Source organism: Neolewinella aurantiaca (assembly GCF_008014675.1).
GTDB lineage: Bacteria > Bacteroidota > Bacteroidia > Chitinophagales > Saprospiraceae > Neolewinella > Neolewinella aurantiaca.
The window spans coordinates 1-17,883 of record NZ_VOXD01000031.1; the positions used below are offsets into that span (position 1 = coordinate 1).

The following is a 17,883-nucleotide window of genomic DNA, read 5'->3' on the forward strand; positions in this document are numbered from 1 at the left end:
AAGTGGATGGTGAACCAAACAAGCGTTTCTTGGGTCAGGAATCTGATCGACTCCAGGTAATGGATCAAGGGGGAGATTGGTCGTTTCCTTATTTTGCATGACTCAATAACGGAAAACAATCCCAGCTAGATTAATTTTATAGTATGCGTTAGCCCTGGGGGCCGGGGGAGAGGGGGATCCGTGCATCTCGTGATACACACCTGTATCGGCTGATATAAAACTGGTAGAATCTGAGATTCTGACAATGGGGTGCTTCGGTAATTGGAAGTGACACCTGAAGTGTTGGACCTTCTCCCTTTCTCCCCTGGAGAAGGGCTGGGGATGAGGTTACGAGCGTTAGCGAGCATAGTCGTCCCCGTTCCCCACAGTTTAAAACTTATCCTTTCCGTAACAAGGCCGCTACATTCAGGTAACCCACTGACGGCACTTTTGCGGTTATGTTGCTACGTACTGCCTTTTTGCTGATTTGTTTTTTTTCGCTGGTTGCTTTCGCTCCCCGACCGGAACCGACTGCCGGTTACCGACCCGCAGATGATTATCAGTTGTTTGTGGAGCGCGCCCGGGCACTGGCCGAAACGGGAGAAGCTTTCAGGGCCAAAACGGCCGGTGCGGATGAGTTGCGCAATAGTGTAACAGCGGCCCGCATGGCCTACAAACGCGTAGCCTGGCTGGTGGAATACGATCACCCGGGTTTTGCCGCCAAGCATTTTAACGGGGCACCGTTGCTGAAAGCAAAACGGTCAGGAACGCGGGCGGAGGTCGTGCTGCCCGAAGGCTTACAGGTGCTGGACGAAGGAGCCTTTGCGGAAGCACCGGATGCCGCCAGCCTGGCGATTGTAAGCAAGGCTTTACTGGTCAGTTCCCGGCAATTATTGCCGGAGGTGGCAACCCGTACCTACGATCTGCCGGAACTGCTGGCCGCTGCCCGCGCGGCAACGATAGCGCTGCCAACCCTTGGCCTTACGGGCTTTGATACGCCCGGATCGGTGAATGCCCTTGCCGAGGCAAAAGTGGTGCTGAAAGCTATAGGCGATGCTTTGGAATCGGCCGGCACTTCAACCTCCCACGGCACCCGCGTCCGCGCCCACCTGAATGAAGGCCTGGAGATGCTCAGCCAAAACGACGATTTCGACACCTTCGACCGGCTGCGCTTCGTACGCGAAGTGACCGAGCCTCTCCTTGCCAGCCTGACGGGCTGGGCGGAAACACTGCCTCCAGCAGCCCCGTCGGGTAACCTGACAGCCATCCGGCCTTCGGCCCGGTCGATGTTCAATGATGGCTTCCTGAACCCTTATGCGTTCACGGAAATGACCGCCGAAGAAGACAGCGATGCCCTGCGCCGCCTGGGCAGGCGGCTGTTTTACGATGCGACGCTGAGCGCCGACAGTAAGCTGAGCTGTGCCAGCTGCCACCAGCCCGAACTGGCTTTTACCGACGGGCAGCCCAAATCGTTGAGCAGCCGCGCCGGTGAAACCCTGCAGCGGAATGCGCCTACCCTGATCAATGCTGTTTATGCCGATCGGTTCTTCTACGATTTGCGCGCGTTTACCCTCGAGCAACAGGCCGAGCACGTCATCTTCGAAGGGGCCGAATTTGGCACGGCATACGCTGAAATACTGCGGAAAATAAACGGTGAAAAAGACTACCGGAAGCTGGTGCGCGAAGCGCTCGGCACAAAGGTCATTGACCGCGATGGTTTCAGCTCGGCACTGGCCTCCTACGTGCTTTCCCTGCGGTCGTTCAACAGTCCTTTTGACCGGTATATTCGCGGAGAAACTGCAGATTTTCCCGCTGCCGCAAAGCGGGGGTTTAACCTGTTTATGGGGAAAGCGGCTTGCGGAACCTGCCACTTTGCACCGACCTTTTCCGGCCTGGTTCCGCCGGCATATCTGGAGAACGAAACCGAAATTCTCGGCGTGCTTTCCTCGCCCCACCGCCTGCGCAAGGAACTCGACCCCGACCAGGGGAGGAGTGCCGGTGGCATCCACCATGACGGCGTGTGGATCTATGATCGCTCCTTCAAAACGCCGACCGTTCGCAATGCCGCCCTGACTGCACCATACTTTCACAACGGCGCCTACAAAACCCTGGAGCTGGTGGTCGGTTTTTACGACCACGGAGGGGGGCAGGGCATTGGTCTCGACGTACCGAACCAGACATTGCCGCCCGATTCACTCCTGCTCAGCCATCAGGAAAAGGCAGATTTGGTAGCGTTTATGGAAAGTTTGTCCGATCCGATATTACCATCCCGTTAATTTTCCATTAAGGGCGCGGCCGCAGGTGCGGTGTAAGTTAGAGGAACCGTAGGGCGTAAAATAGAATTAACACGCCCAACATTGGATTAACGGGGGGCTAATGAACAAATAATACTTGCTAAAGACCTTCGCGGAAGTTTCTAAAAGATTCAACTTCCATTACTATGAGATCAACCTTTAGCAATTATTTACTACTACTGTTGTGCTGTCTTTGCGGCGCCCTCAACGCACAGGTCGTTACTACTTCTGTACGTATAACGTCTTCTTCTGATGATGCCGAGGAGCGTGGCCTAAACAGCAGTTCGCCCGGCGTTATCGACCTTACCAGTACCGACCTCGAGCTTGTGAACGACGGCAGCGACGGCGATCAGTTCGTCGGCATGCGCTTCAACGGACTGCAGGTTCCGCAAAACGCACGCATCATCAATGCTTACGTGCAATTCACCGTCGACGAAACTGTAAATGCCGACGGTACTGTATTTATTCAGGCGGAGGATACCGATAATGCCCTCGCTTACCAGGAAGTACTGGGCAACATCTCCGGGCGAGCCTTGCTGTCTGATACCATCACCTGGTCTGATATTCCAGACTGGACGGCAGCGGGAGACGCTGGCGACGACCAGCGCACGCCGGACATTTCTGCTTTGGTGCAGGCCATCGTCGATCGTGACGGTTGGGCCGCCGGCAACGCACTCGGTCTTGTAATGACCGGAACGGGAGAGCGTACCGCCGAAGCGTTTGACGGTGCTTCCGACAGTGCCCCAATGCTCGTAGTCGAGTACGTGGAAATGGTAACCGCCACCTTCACCCTGGGAGACAGCAGCGACGATGTGGAAACCAACGTGAGCAGTGGTGCCAACGACATCACCAGCTCCGATCTCGAGATTACGACTGAGAACGCCCCGCAGGTTATTTCGCTGCGCTTCCCCGGCGTAACGATTCCTTCCGGTTCGGAGATCACCAGCTCGTACATTCAGTTCGCCGTCGACGAGTCCAGCATCGGTGGTGACGTAGACGCGATGATCCTGTTCGACCAGAGCGGCAACGCCGCTCCGCTAACGGCTACTTACGATCCTACCAGCCCCGACTTCGACCTGCCCGTTTTCTGGAACAACATCCCCGACTGGAGCACCGTCGGCGAAGCCGGACCGGACCAGCGCTCTGCAGACCTTTCTTCTTCCCTCGAGCAGGTATTTTCCCTCGGGAACTGGCGCTCCGGTAACGCCCTGTTGATCGGAATGGTAGACCCCGTTGTTTTGAGCATTCCCGGTTATACCGGAAACACCGGTAAGCGGGTAGCTGAGAGCTACGACGGCGACACCGATGCCAGTCCGAAGCTTGTGGTTTCTTACTTCCCTCCCGTTACGTTCGAGGATGGCGGCTTCCCCGTCGCGGCGGGCTCTTCCTGGAAGTTCCTGGACCAGGGCATCGCCCTGGATACCGTTGACTGGACCAGCCTGGACTACGACGACGCTGCCTGGTCTTTTGGTGATGCTATACTCGGTTATGGAGGTAACGGCGAAATCACTACCCTCGGCTACGGCTCTGACGAGCAGAACAAGCACGTCACGACTTACTTCCGCCACACCTTTGAGGTTGAAAACGCCAGCCAGTACGACAGTTTACTGTTCGACGTGCTGCGCGACGACGGCGTGATCGTTTACCTGAACGGTACGGAGGTATTCCGCCAGAACATGCCTGCGGGCGATGTGGTTTTCGGCGATCTGGCTTCAGGAACCGTTGGGTCCGACGATGAAAACACCTACTACCGCGAAAAAATAGCCAACCTGCTGACGAATGACCGCAACGTAATTGCCGTTGAGCTGCACCAGGCTACTGCGTCCAGTTCAGACCTCAGCTTCGACCTGGCGCTGGGCTTCACCTTCCCACCGCTTTCGCCAGCGAGCTTCCCGCTTACCCGCGGAACAGAGTGGCATTACCTGGACAACGGGACCTCGCTGGACGATCAGGACTGGAAAGACACCGGCTATGCGATCACCGATGATTCATGGCTGGCGGGGCAAGGTCCCCTCGGCTACGGAGGTGACGTAGCTACCGAACTCAGCTTCGGAACCGATCCGGAAAACAAATTCGTTACCACTTACTTCCGCCGTGAGATTGACATTGACCTCACGACCCTGCCGGACAGTGTACAACTGTCGCTACGCCGCGACGACGGCGCGATCGTCTACCTGAACGGAGTAGAAGTAGCGCGCAGCAATATGCCCGACGGCGACGTTGATTACCTGACTACCGCGGCAACCCGTGTGGAAGGATCGGACGAAACGAATTACTTTGGTGTAAACCTTTACCCGGAGCAATTCCGCGACGGCGTAAACACCATTGCTGTTGAAGTACACCAGTTTTCACTGAACAGCTCAGACCTTGTTTTTGACCTCGAACTGGATGCCGCTCCGGTGGTGAACCCTCCGGCACTCGGCTGTGAAGACGGCAACGAAGGCCATATCGCCTGTTTCACCTCGATCACGCCTACGGCTGAGACACCGAACCTCATTCTTCCTGCTGGCAGCCACCGCTTTCAGGCCATCCATAAACAGGGCGGTACGTACAGCATCGGCGGAGGTACCATCCCCGGCCTGCACGACTTTACCGGCTTTGTGCCGCTGAATAACACCAGCAGCACGGCGGGCTACCTGAGCATCAACCACGAAACCAGCCCGGGAGGAGTTTCTATGCTTGGCCTTCATTACGATGCTGATACAAACCTCTGGGTAGTCGACAGCTCTCAGGCCGTTGATCTTTACAACGATGACCTGGTAACAACCGTCCGCAACTGTTCCGGTGGCATCACCCCCTGGGGTACGGTCATCACCGCCGAAGAAAGCCGCAACAACACCGATGCGAATAACGATGGTTACACTGATGTTGGCTGGCTGATTGAAATCGATCCGGTAACCGCTAAAGTGGTAGAGTACGGCAACGGCAAACAGGAGAAACTGTGGGCTGCTGGTCGCATCAGCCACGAAAACGCGGTAGTCCTCAACGACGAGCGTACTCTCTTCACCGGCGAAGACGGAGGGTCGAGCGCCGTGTTCAAGTTCGTTGCCGATAACCCGCGTGACCTGAGCTCTGGTAAACTCTACGCCCTCCAGCTCAGCGAACCGCTTGTTGGCGGCGAGCCAACCGGTACCGCCGGTACCTGGATCGAGATCCCGAACACCACGGAGGAGGACCGCAACAACACCCGGGCCCTTGCGGTTGCAATGGGCGCTACCAACTTCAACGGTGTGGAAGACCTTGAATTTTCTCCTCTTACCGGGCAGATTTACTTTACTTCCAAGGGCCACGGTCGTGTTTACCGCTTCACCGACGGTGATGCAGGCGTAACCGACTTCGAAACTTTCGTTGGTGGAGCCAGCTACGTACTGAACACCGAAAACGGAGTCTTCACCGAGCCGTGGCGGACCGGTAACGACAACCTTACTTTCGACGATCAGGGTAACCTGTGGGTACTTCAGGACGGCGGTCTGAACTACATCTGGCTGGTACGTCCGGGGCACACTCAGGAAGCACCGATGGTAGAGCTGTTCGCCAGTGCACCCGTAGGCGCAGAACTGACGGGCCTGACCTTTACGCCCGACTACAAATACGGCTTCTTCAGCGTACAGCACCCTGCGGGTACCAACCAGCCACAGCTGGATGCTACCGGCAACGAAGTAACCTTCAACGCTTCCACCACGATCATCTTCTCGCGCAGCGAGTACCTTGGCGAGCAGCCCCCCGTGATTGCTTTCGAAGCAGACCGCCGCGTGGTGGTGCAGGGAGAAAGCGTCTCGTTCAGCGATGTATCTGAAAACGGCGTTGAAGAACGCCGTTGGGTGTTCGATGGCGGTGTACCGGCAGTTTCTGACGCAGAGCAAGTCGATGTGACTTACAACGGATTGGGTTTTTACACCGTAAGCCTTGAAGTGGCCAACGCCCAGGGCGAGGTTTCTGTAGTGGAAGAAGCATACATCGAGGTAATCGAGCCAGCGCCGGTAACTGACTTTACGGCCAACAACGTAATGGTGGCTACCAACGCCGACGTTACCTTCTTTGACCTGAGTACCAACAACCCAACAAGCTGGGACTGGATCTTCGAGGGTGGTAGCCCAGCGACTTCCAACGTAGAGATGCCTACTGTAACCTACACCGAGCCTGGCACCTACGCTGTGTCTCTCGTGACGGGTAACCGCGCGGGATCTGGTACTACTGAAGCCAAGACGAGCTATATCGAAGTGATGCGCCCAGTAAGCAGCAACGATCCGGTTGGTCAGGGAACAAACCTTGCTGTTTTCCCTAACCCTACTGCGGGTAAGATCAACATCCGTATGGAAGAGACTGCCGGCAAGAAAATCACCTTCCAGCTCTTCGACCTTACTGGCCGCTTGCTGGCAGACATTGGCGTAGTGGACGGAATTGCTGGTACTGGCATCTGGTCTTACGATACTGCTGATCTGGCGGTACAGGGCCAGGTTGTGGTGCTGAAAGTTACGCTTGACGGCGAAGCTACCCATCGTATGATTCGTCTGACGAAGTAATCGATACACTGATTGAAAGTGTGGTGTTGAGCCAGAGCCGGACCTACACTTTTATTAACCCGGACGCGCAGCCCTGCGCGTCCGGGTTTTCAACATTTTAACCATGAGAGCAGTCTTACTTTGCCTTGCCACCTTACTTTGCACCTGCGTCCGCGCCCAGTATGCGAATAACGACGTGCCCGTATACGATGACGTGACAACGGCGCAGGCGGCCCCGGAAGCCGCGCAGCAACTGAGCCTGCGGGACCAAAAACTATTCTCTCTACCCGCAGGAATCGGGGAGTTGGAGTCGTTAGTTTTTCTAAATCTGATGGGGAATAATCTCACCCGATGGAGTCCCGCTCTGAACAACCTTAAACGCCTGGAAACCTTGAACCTGCAAGGTAATGGCTTGCACTACCTGCCGGCAGAAATTGCTGAACTTGTTGCTCTGAAAAGCCTCAACGTAAGCGAAAACGAACTTCAGGAACTCCCCGCAGAATTAGGGCAACTGAAAGCTCTGAGCTATTTGCGGGTGAGCGGAAATTCACTGACCAAACTACCGGTGGCGCTCACGAACCTGCATGACCTGACAGCCATTGAAGCGCGCAGCAACCAGATCAGTCGCCTTCCGGAAGACATGCGGGGGTTGCGCAGGATTACGGACATCGACCTGGGCTACAATCAGCTAAGAGCGCTCCCGGATAACTGGAGTTCCCTCAGAAAGCTGGAAACGCTCAACCTCGAGTTCAACTTTCTGCAAGAAGTACCGGCCTCATTCGGGAAGATGAAAAGTTTGCGCAGCCTGTTGCTGACCGGTAATGAACTGGAGAACCTGCCCGCTGAACTGAGCCGTTTGCGGAATTTGCGACTTTTGGTGCTGGCCGGAAACAAACTTGTCGCATTGCCCGAAGACCTTTCGGGGTTAGGGCAATTAAAGACACTAATACTGACGGGTAACCCTATTCCGGAGGCTGAGCAGAAGCGCATCACAGCTGCGCTGCCTGACTGCCGGGTCGTATTTTGACAGAATTACGCGCCCCTGGGGCGCAGGTTACCTCTGACCTAAATCTTACCTTCGCCGCATGATCTTATCCGTAGCCAATAAATACGAAATCCAAATCGGAACAATCAGCCAGGCCAACTTCGACTGGCTTTCATCGAAGAACTATGCCGGTTGGGTGCTTTTTGCCGATGAAAACACTGCGGAGCTTTGTTTACCCCGTATTGAGGAGTTTCTGCCCGAAGACACGCCCGTAATCGTCGTGCCCGAAGGAGAGTTGAACAAGAACCTAGAAACCTGTCAGGACATGTGGGAGGACTTGTTTGCGGCCGGAGTGGGCCGTCGCTGGTGTGCCATTTGCCTGGGGGGCGGAGTGCTGGAAGATATGGCCGGATTCGTAAGCTCTACCTACAAAAGAGGTATCGATTTTCTTCAGATTCCAACAACTCTGCTCTCAATGGTAGACAGTTCCGTAGGCGGCAAACTGGGGATCGATTTCAACCAGGTCAAAAACAGTATCGGGGTGTTCAACGATCCGATCGCTGTCTGGATAGATCCGGTATTTCTGGAAACCCTGCCGTTGCGGGAAATACGCTCGGGGTACGGTGAAATCATAAAGCACGGTCTCATCGCCGACCGGGATCAATGGGACAAGATCAAAACGATAACAGACCTGAGTACTGTAGATTGGGAAACGATCATACCTTCCAGTGTAAACATCAAGCGGGAGATTGTTCTCGAAGATCCCTTTGAGAAAGGGCTGCGGAAAGCCCTCAACTTTGGCCATACGATCGGGCACGCGATCGAGTCTTACTGGCTGGAGACTGATCTTCGTTTGTTTCACGGAGAGGCCGTCGCCGCGGGCATGATTATGGAATCGTGGCTCAGTACTCAACTCGAAGCGTTGAGCTCAGATGAACTCAGGGAAATTACCGATTACTGCCTCAGTATGTACGGTCATCAATCCATCCCCGAGGATTCTCTGCCAGAGTTGCTGGCGCTGATGCAGCAGGACAAAAAAAATGAGGATCACCGCGTGAATTTCACTTTACTTTCTGCCGCCGGCAAAGCCCGCATCAATGCTACTGCCGAAGAAGAACTGATTGTAGAAGCAATACGGTACTACAACGGACTGGCGCATGCATAGCGGAGTGCTGAAAGGGAGGCATCAGCCCGAAAAAAGCCCGCAGTTCAATGTTGAACGGCGGGCCAGATAACCACTAATCTACTATTTTTATTAACCGACGGCGATGCGGCGGGGAGTTTTTGTCTCCTCAGCAGGCTTCATGACGGGAATGAAGACTTCAAGCAGGCCGTTCCGGTAGTTTGCGGTGATATTGTCTTCATCAACAGACTCCGGAAGGTTCCAGCTACGACTGAAAGTATGGTAGTTGTATTCCTGACGGTGGAAAGAATCACGGGTGCGAACGCGGTCTTCACCCAATTCTCCGCTGATGGTCAGTACATCATTGTGTACGTTTATATTGAAATCGTTTTTATCGTAACCAGGAGCAGCTAATTCTATGAGGTAGCCATTGCGCTCGTCCTCATCGTACTGAGTGATGTTGGCACCCGGGATGCTCAGTTCGTAATCTCCGCTGATGGTAGAATTGCCGAACAGGCGTTGGCGTTGATCTTCGAAGATGCTGTCGGAATAGCGACTGCGTACATTGTTAGGGGTAATTCCCCGGAAGGCTGTGAAGGTTTTCATTGGGATGTAATTTGGTTAAAATGATAGTTTACTAAGCAGGTACTCAAAATACCTTGTATGGCTACAACGGATTTCCCCCTTGGCCATGTTCGGAGATAAAGTGCTGATTATAAGACGGATTTTGTATTTTTTATATAACAAAGTGTTGACGGACGATTAGCTGGTTCCGACATGAAAAAGGCTGAAAAGAGAAGAGCTGAAAGTGCGGTAAAACGGGGGAGACTTTACAATGGAGTCAGTCAACGCTACGGATAGTTACGCAGAGGAGGAGGTTCAGAAGGAGCCACTTATTTAGTCTGTTTGGAGGTAAACGTGCTGTTTAAAATATAAACAAAATTTTGTTTTTAGTATTTTTGAATGTATTATTGTGTTGAAAGTGGGGCTGATTGTGCGAGCAGTCAAACCGCTCGGAAACAGCAGTTTTGAAAAAAATACAACTCAAATGGGTCTTACGTTACATCATTCTGGCAGGCTTACATCCCCGGAACACGTTCCGGAGCTTATTCACGAAGTAGCGGATATCTGTGAGAGCGCCGGGTGGAACTACCAGATTGTTGACCGGGTACTGCACGGTGTGCCCGAAGATTACCTGCGGCTTATCGACGAGCAAGCAACGGAGTTCAGGGCTCAGGGAATATCTTTTCAGGTGCACGAAAAGGCAGAGTCAACTATGCTCTGCTTTGGACCCGATGGGCGGACGTTGTCTCCGATGGCGCTCTTCCGTCCGGATCTTACCGACTGGAGTGATGATATGCTGGCGCATTATAGCTTTACAAAAACCCAACTTGCTGGTGCCGAAGGGCACATAGTCTTGTGCCGTATTCTAAAATATTTGTTCGGGAAGTATTTTTCTGAAGTAGAAGTGAACGATGAAGGAGAGTACTACCACACAGGAGACAGGGAGTTGCTCGAGAAGCAATTTGCAGCCTACGACGAAGCGTTGTCAAAAATCACAACGGTTTTGAGCAACGCTAACCTGGAAAAAGCAACGACAATTCCTGAGTTGATCGCGATGATCAAAGCAGCATTGCCTGATGCTGAGATTCGGTTAGTGTCTGATGAAGAAGAATGATGCAAGGGGGAAATCCTGAGGCTTCGGTGAGTTGACCTATCCGTTCCTCCCGGAGCGTGATGTACCCACATAAGGGCATCGTTTAATGTCATCACCTGGTGCAGTGTAGCTCTAGCCGGCTTCTTTGATGATGTAGTTGTTGTAGATCAGGGTTCCGTTTTTTCCGGCAAGCCTAACGTTCGTCCGCGCGTTGCGGAGCCAGAGTTCGTCGATGAAGTAAGGGAATTCATACTGCCCGACCAGTTCGAGTTTTGAGAGAAGGGGATCTGGCTTAAAACTGAAAGCTACGCGGAGCCATCCGTTCTGGGTATCGAAGGTTTCGTTGGTCCAGAATTTGAGTTCGGAGATTCGTTTTCCCTCGGAGTCTAGCTGGCGGAGGTAGAACTTAGGGCCTCCGAACCGGCTCTTGTCGGCAAAAACCCAAAGACTCAGTTCGAGGCTGTCGGTGAGGGTAGAATCCTGAAGTGCCGGGAGAGGGAAAGTGGTCCAGCCGGGAGCGACTTTCTCCGCTCCCTGGCCGAAGAAGGCGTGCTGAGTATTTTCCTCGAAGGGTATCCGGAGGAGGGGAGTTGCCAGGGCGGAGGTGTCTTGCCGGGCAACTTTCCTGGCATCCTGCGTGCGCGCCAGAAGAGCGGCCGGGCTAACGCGTCGTAATTCTACCTTTTCGTTGGAGAACAGGGGCTTGCCGGTACCCAGCAAGCGAGCTTCATGCGGGTCGAGTTCATTTTCGTTGGAAGCCAGTAAAAGGATGTCTTTCCCCGCCGGGAGCTCCCCGAGGGCGGGTTTTTCGATGAGGGAGTGGCTTACGACCTGTAAACTGCGAAGAACACGATTGAGGCCAACCCGTGAAAGCTTTCCGTTCAAGAGCGGCAATCCCGTTGCAATGGATAATTTATAGCCATCATGATTGCTGCGCCAGGACCCGTCCTGATGGATTTTATCCGACCATCCCTGCTCGGTAGGGAGCAGGTAAATGCAGGAGAAGCTGGAGGTATCGATACGAAGCTCATCGGCCAGATCACTTTTTTCCTGAATGGAGGTTGGGGTGAAGGCACTTGGACCGGCCTTCCCTGTAGTGTGGCCGGCCAGGAACTGGTGGGCGTCGATGCCCCAGATAAGAAGGGGGATGGCGAGCAACCAGACCTTTTTGGTCCCGGACCAATGCTCGTAGAGTTGGTGTAAGACATAACCAGCAACGATTGCCAGCAGGTAAAAGAGTGGCCAGCTGAAGCGAACGGGCGCCCGGAATTGCAGCAGACTTCCGAGGTTATCGTACGTCCAGTCTTCAAAGTAAACGAAGGGCAGCCCGAAGCCGAGGATGAGACAGGGCAGGGTTCCGACCAGCAACACCAGCAGGGTAGGGACCTGTGTTAATCCAACAATCTTTCTCGCTTTAGGGAGGAGAAGGATAAAGGGCAGGGCAAGACCTAACAGAACGGGGATCAGCCCGAGGTACATCTGGTTTTCCCGCCGGGGCGTATCCAGATCAGGCAAGACCCGCCGGAGGAAGTCATAGCTGAAGGTATTAGCATCGGTAAGCATGCCGCCCCAGGCGGCAATGTTGTGGAAGAAGCCGAAGGGGACCTCCACCCGGTCTTCGACCTGATCGAAAGCCGCCAGGGTTGCTGCGATTGCAAAGGTGGCGACCAGGCATACAGCGACCCATTGCAACAATTGGTTCCACGGGAGCCTGACGAGGCCGGTTATTTTGAAGAGAATGCCGACTCCGGCAGCTCCCATCAATAAGGCCGAAGCGACAGCGTAGAGGTAAGGGTTGTTTAGGCCGATGAGGATGATCATCAAGGTAACGGCGAGGCTTTTGAGCCAGTATCGTTTACCTTTTTCGTAGGCGAGCTGGTACCAGGCCACCATTGGTAATAGAAAGGTGAAGCCGAGCGTGTACTGTCCGCCCAATTGCCGCAGAATCTGCGGCGACATCATAGCGATGACACATCCGAATAAGAAAGCGAGTGGCCAGCGTACGCCCATCCTCCGGAAAATGAAAAAAAGGAAAAGAACCGCAAGGGGGGAACTCCAGAATATGAGTGTGTTGGAGATACCAGTTGCGTACTGCCCGATGTCAGGGAAAACCGGTTTCAAGCCGGCCATGACTACGGCGACCAGAGCCTGGGCGTCGGTCATGAAGATACTCTCGTGGTGGGGGAAGTATTGCGACTCCAGGTAGACGCCTTCGCCGTAGGTCGTATGGTACTGAAGGTTGTAATGAATGGTGAGGCCATCGCCGCCAAAGGTGGGAGCGTGGAGGTTGGGCTCCCACATCAAACCTTTGAAGTAGAGCGAAAAGAGAAGGCCCGCCGCCAGAAAGACGAGGAGGCCGGACAGGGTGGAGTTGAGCCTGGGTGAGCGCATGGGGCGAAGATACACGGCTGCATCTTATCTTTGCGGTATGATCAATATGCTTCTTAAATTCCCTCCCATTCTCGGCGGCAACGGCGACGCTACGGCCTACATCGTTCTGGCGGTAATCATCCTCCTATTGATTGTTGCCTTTTACACCGTTTACAAATTGTTGCAGCAGGATGCTGCAGAATAAAACCAACCGGTGGTTTCGAATACTTTAATCCTCTGAGGCGGTGAAGCAGGGGCGGTGTAAACTACGTTAAATCTGATTTTCAGTTTTACCCCATTCGGTTTCTCTTCACCAAATAGGCCTGAAGGACCGTCCGGAAGCCATCGTTGATGTCGGCTTCGACGTAGTCGATATTATACTGAAGGCACTTCAGGCGCAGCCGTTCTTTGTAGGCAACCACCTGCTCGATGTAGTATTCTTTAACCTGGTTAGGTTGAAGCTTTACCCGATCGCCGGATTCCATGTCGATAAACTCGTAGGGGCGGTTTTCGAATTCGAAATCGATCTCTTTTTTCTTGTCTACAGTGTGGAACAAGACCACTTCGTGCTTGGCGTGTTTGAGGTGCTGAAGCGCGCTGAAAAGTTCTTCTTCTTTCTCGGTATCATCGAACATATCGCTGAAGATCACGACCAGCGAGCGGCGGTGAATACTGTCTGCGATCTGGTGGAGAGAATTGGCGGTACCTGTTTTTACGTCGCGGGTCGGGTTATCGGCCAGATTTTGGAGGTGGGTCAGCATCAGGCGGTAGTGCGTGGTGCTTGATTTTGGGCGGGTGTGCAGGGTAACGGCTTCGTCGAAAAAGCTGAGGCCGAAGGCATCACGTTGTTTCATCAGCAGGTTCATGAGGCTTGCTGCAGCGAGGGCGCTGAACCTGATTTTGTTGACGAAATCTTCTGAGGTCTTAGTTACTTCGGGGAAGAACATCGACGAGCTCGTGTCGATCACGATCTGACACCTGAGATTGGTTTCTTCTTCGTAGCGCTTGGAGTACATCTTGTCGGTCCGGGCAAAAACCTTCCAATCGATGTTTTTGGTTGGTTCTCCGGGGTTGTAAATGCGGTGCTCGGCAAACTCTACGCTGAAACCGTGGAAGGGGCTTTTGTGGAGGCCGATGATGAATCCTTCCACTACCTGGCGGGCGAGGAGGTCGAAATTACCGAGGTTTCTTACTTGTTCGTTGTCGATTAGTTGCATTTGGGGGTAGTTGGTTCGTTGGTGCTTTAGTGTTTTGGTTTGTTGGCCCAACGCACCAACACTCCGGCGAACTAAAGTACTAACGGACCAACCATCGAAGGTCCTCCTTTGTTCGTCGAGTAACAACGATGCGAAAGTACACAACGTATTAACTTCCACCCTATGTTAGGAAAAATGAAACAATGGCTCGGTATAGAGGGCGTCAAACTCGAACTCGTACTGCCCGAAAAATTCTCGGTAGAACAAGGTACACTGGAAGGAAAGATCCGGATGTACAGTAAGAACGCCCAGACCGTCTCGGGTCTGCGGTTGGTCCTGATTGAAAAATATACCCGAGGCCGTGAGGAAGAGCAGCTTGTGGACGAATATATGCTTGGAGAGCTGATCATCCGCGATGAAATTCCGGTACCGGCTGAAGGAGAGATTGTTGAAGTACCCTTCTCGTTGCCCTTTGAGCCGATGCAGTCCGAAGTAGATGTTTTCGGGAGCAAGAACTTTTTATATAAAGGGCTGGCCTGGGTTGCACGGAAAACCCGTAATGCAGAATCGGAATACCGGGTGGAAGCAGAAGCCCAGGTTACGGGAGTTGGGCTGAGCCCGTTTGTTCAGCAGGTTATCGGGAGTTGATGACCGGGAGGTCGTGCAGCTGATTATTACGACGGCTCCCGTCGGCACGGTAATGCTCAAGGGGGGAACCCGGAGCCGTAATTTGGTCTGAAATTTACCGGAGAGCGACTCTGTTACCGGGAAGAACCTGTCATTGTACTGAACCATTCCCGGTGACTCGGACTTGTAAGGGAACACCAGTCCAATAAACAGTCATGACCAACGTACTACCCTTATCTCAGCTTCCGGAGGGGCACACCCACCAACTCGAACATGCCGGCACGAAAGTTTTACTGACTAACGTAGAAGGCACCGTTTACGCTGTGGAATCAAAATGCAGCCACTTCGGGCTGCCGTTGGAAAACGCTGCCTTATGCGGGCACCGCCTGCGTTGCCCGTTTCATCATGCTTGTTTCGACGTTCGTGACGGCAAGCAACTCGAAGCTCCGGGAATGGATGGACTGACGACCTTTGCCGTGGAAATCAGAGATGGTGCTGTTTATCTCTCCGATGAGCCGGATGCTGCCTCAAAACCTTCCCCGGCACCTTCGACCGCGCCTGATTACGAGACTTTTTTTGATTACGCCATAGTAGGCGGAGGTATTGCTGCCGCAAATGCCGTAGACGGAATCAGAGAATTTGACCAGAATGGTTCCATTGTACTACTCACGCGGGAAGACCTTCCCCCTTATGATCGTACCCACGTCAGTAAAGCTCTTCTGGACGGAGGAAAAGATGTGGCAGATTTGCCACTGCGCTCCGAAAAATACTACGCCGAACAGGGAGTAGACCTGCGTGAAAGAACCATCGTCTCTGAGGTGAACGTCGAAAATAAAACCATCACAATTCTTGGCGGGGATGTGCTTACTTACAAAAAAGTATTGCTGGCGACCGGAGGAAGACCGCGGCAGTTGGATGTTCCGGGAAGTGCCCTGAACAATGTTCACCTGATGCGGCGTGCATCCGACGCCGAAGTGGTTCGTGGGAAGGTAAGTAAAGGAACTAAGGTGGTCATCGTCGGAGGGAGTTTCATCGGGCTGGAAGCAGCCATGAGCCTCGGTAAGCAGGGAGGAAACATCACCGTGGTTGCACCCGAGGAAACCTTGTTTGAAGGCCCCTTCGGTAAGAAAGTTGGCGACTGGATTCAGCGCCTTCACGAAGCAGAAGGCGTCCGCTTTCAACTGGGCCGTAAAGTAGAGGAAATTACTGGTGAGGGTACCGTCTCCGGAGTGAAACTGGACAACGGCGATGAACTGGCAGCAGAAATTGTAGTGGTTGGCATCGGTGTAATCCCTGAAACGCGTTACCTGATCGGGCTGGCCGCCACCAACGAAGGAGGAGTGAAAGTGGACAATCACCTCGAAGCCAGCGCGGAAGGTGTTTGGGTGGCAGGAGATATTGCACGCTATCCGGACCGGGAAGGTGCCGTACGAATTGAACACTGGAAAGTCGCTGCCCAGCAGGGTAGGGTTGCTGGCCGTAATATGGCCGGCGCAAACGAAGCTTATACAATGGTCCCGTATTTCTGGAGCAACCAGCAGGGAACCAACATACGCTACGTCGGGCACGCTACGGATTACGATGAAATCGTTTTGGACGGCACGCCCGGCGAAGGACCTTTCATCGCGTTCTACCTCAAAGGTGACCACTGTCAGGCCGCATTAGGCGTAAAACGAGATGCAGACATTGCCGCCATCGGCGAGTTGATGAACGCACGCAGGATGCCCGCGAATAGCGCTCTGACAACGTCAGACTGGGCCGCTTTGCTCGCCGGATAGTGGTTTTGGTGCATTCAGGTCAGGGAATTAATTTTAAAGCAGGAAGCCAGCAGGAGCCAGTTCCTGACTGATAAAAGGATGGCGGTTTTTTGAGCGAAGCAAAGCTGTTGCCCTTTCCGCTGGTATTGCGAAAAAAACACTCGCCGGGAAATAATCTCTAACAATCTGACGCTGATTAATGGTGGAAACTCCTACCGAGTTAATTTCCCTATCTTGCCCCTCAAGCCAGTATTTCCCACCCATGTTATCCGCCCTTAAGCGCGATCTGAAAAAACTGATAGCCGAACTTCGCTTCATGCAGTTCTTCGATGAACTGGCAGGGAAGGTACTATCGGCGGATAGCAAGGTGTACGACCAGATGATCGCGCTGCGTGCGCAGTACCGAGACCTGAAAAGCAACGAGATTGAGATGACCAGCTCAGAAGAGGGGCGTCGGTTACATCTGGCGGAGTTATCCCGCGGTGCCCTCGAATTGGTGTCGCTGATCGGTCCCGCCGATTTGGGGAATACCCTCAAAAGCAGAGTGGCCGAGTTCAGGGCTATTCCTTCTTACCATGCTCTGGGCGTAAACCGGGATGTACAAGCTGAAAAGTTTGAACTTGACGATATCCTCAGCGAGGGCTCAGGACAAAAGGTTTTCTTTTATCACCTGCAGGGCGACACCAGGCAGGAAATGGAAAACTTCGTGAAGCGGCTGGGCCTCGAACTGGGCGGACCGAAACTGAAGGCCAGTTCGCTCGAAGTCGAGGGAAAGGGCAGGGTGCGCTTCATGGTCGACTGTAAACCTGATCCACGCGGGAACAAGCGGCTGTTCAAGATATTGCTGATCAAGAGCCTGATGGAAAAATTCATCAGCCCGATCAACAATCAGAGTGGTTTGGAACAAAAGACGCTGCTCGACCTGTTGCCGAGCCCGAAACTCTCGCCGCTGACGAAAGATGATGCGGTCTTCATCACCGTCAGGATAGACCACCACAACTGGAACAAACTCGTGGTGCCCGAAGTACTGCACGACCTGCATGAAACTTTCTGTAAGGCAGATTTGCCCGAAGATGCTCCGTCGTTTTATTTCTTCTTCGGGATGGAATATCCCCGCGAAAAGCCAACAATAAAGAAGGAGGTAAGTGCTGCCATCAGTAACAGTAAATTCGGGGAAGCTCTGGAAGAGCTTATGCCCGTCTCCCACGACCATGTGGCCAATTGGTTTACCCACCACGAAGTGATGCTCCCGCCTCAAACCACTGCGGATGCGTTTGCGCCCACAATTTTTCCGGACGGAAACACAATGGACATGATCGACGTAGTCGCTAAACTACAACAACTCATAGATCAATATAACGAAGGCATTTCATTAGCCACCAAACATTAAAAC

12 protein-coding genes are annotated in these 17,883 nt (G+C 53.4%); 9 read left to right on the forward strand and 3 right to left on the reverse strand.

Translation table 11 applies throughout. The features are described from left to right. The first annotated feature begins 437 nt into the window (after positions 1–437). From FUA23_RS17180 to aroB, 4 genes are all read left to right on the forward strand, one after another. Positions 438–2,255, forward strand: a complete 1,818-nt coding sequence (locus FUA23_RS17180) for a cytochrome-c peroxidase (RefSeq protein WP_147932000.1) — start codon at positions 438–440, stop codon at positions 2,253–2,255. 164 nt (positions 2,256–2,419) lie between these two features. Then, complete coding sequence (locus FUA23_RS17185; RefSeq protein ID WP_147932001.1) at positions 2,420–6,796, forward strand: alkaline phosphatase PhoX; 4,377 nt, start codon at positions 2,420–2,422, stop codon at positions 6,794–6,796. 103 nt (positions 6,797–6,899) lie between these two features. After that, a complete protein-coding gene (locus tag FUA23_RS17190; protein ID WP_147932002.1) occupies positions 6,900–7,802 on the forward strand; it encodes a leucine-rich repeat domain-containing protein in 903 nt (300 codons plus the stop codon). A 58-nt stretch (positions 7,803–7,860) separates the two neighbouring features. After that, positions 7,861–8,925 (forward strand): 3-dehydroquinate synthase, encoded by a 1,065-nt coding sequence (aroB, locus tag FUA23_RS17195; protein WP_147932003.1) that lies wholly within the window; start codon positions 7,861–7,863, stop codon positions 8,923–8,925. 90 nt (positions 8,926–9,015) lie between these two features. Here the strand turns inward: aroB and FUA23_RS17200 are convergent, their stop codons facing one another. Further along, entirely contained in the window at positions 9,016–9,489 is a 474-nt protein-coding gene (locus tag FUA23_RS17200) for an Hsp20/alpha crystallin family protein (RefSeq protein ID WP_147932004.1), read from the reverse strand. Positions 9,490–9,931: 442 nt separating this feature from the next. On the opposite strand from FUA23_RS17200, the gene FUA23_RS17205 reads away from it, so the two are divergent. After that, complete coding sequence (locus FUA23_RS17205; RefSeq protein WP_147932005.1) at positions 9,932–10,561, forward strand: hypothetical protein; 630 nt, start codon at positions 9,932–9,934, stop codon at positions 10,559–10,561. Positions 10,562–10,672: 111 nt separating this feature from the next. Here the strand turns inward: FUA23_RS17205 and FUA23_RS17210 are convergent, their stop codons facing one another. Further along, on the reverse strand, positions 10,673–12,931 hold the full coding sequence (locus tag FUA23_RS17210) for a hypothetical protein (protein ID WP_147932006.1): 2,259 nt from the start codon (positions 12,929–12,931) through the stop codon (positions 10,673–10,675). A 37-nt stretch (positions 12,932–12,968) separates the two neighbouring features. Between FUA23_RS17210 and FUA23_RS22415 the strand changes: the two genes are divergently transcribed. Then, complete coding sequence (locus tag FUA23_RS22415; protein WP_187271110.1) at positions 12,969–13,115, forward strand: hypothetical protein; 147 nt, start codon at positions 12,969–12,971, stop codon at positions 13,113–13,115. A gap of 85 nt (positions 13,116–13,200) precedes the next feature. On the opposite strand, the gene FUA23_RS17215 is transcribed toward FUA23_RS22415, so the two are convergent. Next, on the reverse strand, positions 13,201–14,127 hold the full coding sequence (locus FUA23_RS17215) for a DUF58 domain-containing protein (protein ID WP_147932007.1): 927 nt from the start codon (positions 14,125–14,127) through the stop codon (positions 13,201–13,203). A 162-nt stretch (positions 14,128–14,289) separates the two neighbouring features. On the opposite strand from FUA23_RS17215, the gene FUA23_RS17220 reads away from it, so the two are divergent. The 3 genes from FUA23_RS17220 (at position 14,290) to FUA23_RS17230 (ending at position 17,880) form a co-directional block, all read left to right on the forward strand. Then, on the forward strand, positions 14,290–14,754 hold the full coding sequence (locus FUA23_RS17220) for a hypothetical protein (protein WP_246144316.1): 465 nt from the start codon (positions 14,290–14,292) through the stop codon (positions 14,752–14,754). A gap of 194 nt (positions 14,755–14,948) precedes the next feature. After that, positions 14,949–16,511 carry an FAD-dependent oxidoreductase gene (locus FUA23_RS17225; protein WP_147932008.1) on the forward strand — a complete coding sequence of 521 codons (1,563 nt, stop codon included), beginning with the start codon at positions 14,949–14,951 and terminating at the stop codon, positions 16,509–16,511. Positions 16,512–16,752: 241 nt separating this feature from the next. Beyond that, entirely contained in the window at positions 16,753–17,880 is a 1,128-nt protein-coding gene (locus tag FUA23_RS17230) for a hypothetical protein (protein ID WP_147932009.1), read from the forward strand. Positions 17,881–17,883 lie beyond the last annotated feature (3 nt).

What these genes read in the sequence shown, in the direction of transcription:
- FUA23_RS17180 (WP_147932000.1), top strand. Translation starts at nt 438, where the DNA reads ATGTTGCTACGTACTGCCTTTTTGCTGATTTGTTTTTTTTCGCTGGTT.
- FUA23_RS17185 (WP_147932001.1), top strand. Translation starts at nt 2,420, where the DNA reads ATGAGATCAACCTTTAGCAATTATTTACTACTACTGTTGTGCTGTCTT.
- FUA23_RS17190 (WP_147932002.1), top strand. Translation starts at nt 6,900, where the DNA reads ATGAGAGCAGTCTTACTTTGCCTTGCCACCTTACTTTGCACCTGCGTC.
- aroB (WP_147932003.1), top strand. Translation starts at nt 7,861, where the DNA reads ATGATCTTATCCGTAGCCAATAAATACGAAATCCAAATCGGAACAATC.
- FUA23_RS17200 (WP_147932004.1), bottom strand. Translation starts at nt 9,489, where the DNA reads ATGAAAACCTTCACAGCCTTCCGGGGAATTACCCCTAACAATGTACGC.
- FUA23_RS17205 (WP_147932005.1), top strand. Translation starts at nt 9,932, where the DNA reads ATGGGTCTTACGTTACATCATTCTGGCAGGCTTACATCCCCGGAACAC.
- FUA23_RS17210 (WP_147932006.1), bottom strand. Translation starts at nt 12,931, where the DNA reads ATGCGCTCACCCAGGCTCAACTCCACCCTGTCCGGCCTCCTCGTCTTT.
- FUA23_RS22415 (WP_187271110.1), top strand. Translation starts at nt 12,969, where the DNA reads ATGATCAATATGCTTCTTAAATTCCCTCCCATTCTCGGCGGCAACGGC.
- FUA23_RS17215 (WP_147932007.1), bottom strand. Translation starts at nt 14,127, where the DNA reads ATGCAACTAATCGACAACGAACAAGTAAGAAACCTCGGTAATTTCGAC.
- FUA23_RS17220 (WP_246144316.1), top strand. Translation starts at nt 14,290, where the DNA reads ATGTTAGGAAAAATGAAACAATGGCTCGGTATAGAGGGCGTCAAACTC.
- FUA23_RS17225 (WP_147932008.1), top strand. Translation starts at nt 14,949, where the DNA reads ATGACCAACGTACTACCCTTATCTCAGCTTCCGGAGGGGCACACCCAC.
- FUA23_RS17230 (WP_147932009.1), top strand. Translation starts at nt 16,753, where the DNA reads ATGTTATCCGCCCTTAAGCGCGATCTGAAAAAACTGATAGCCGAACTT.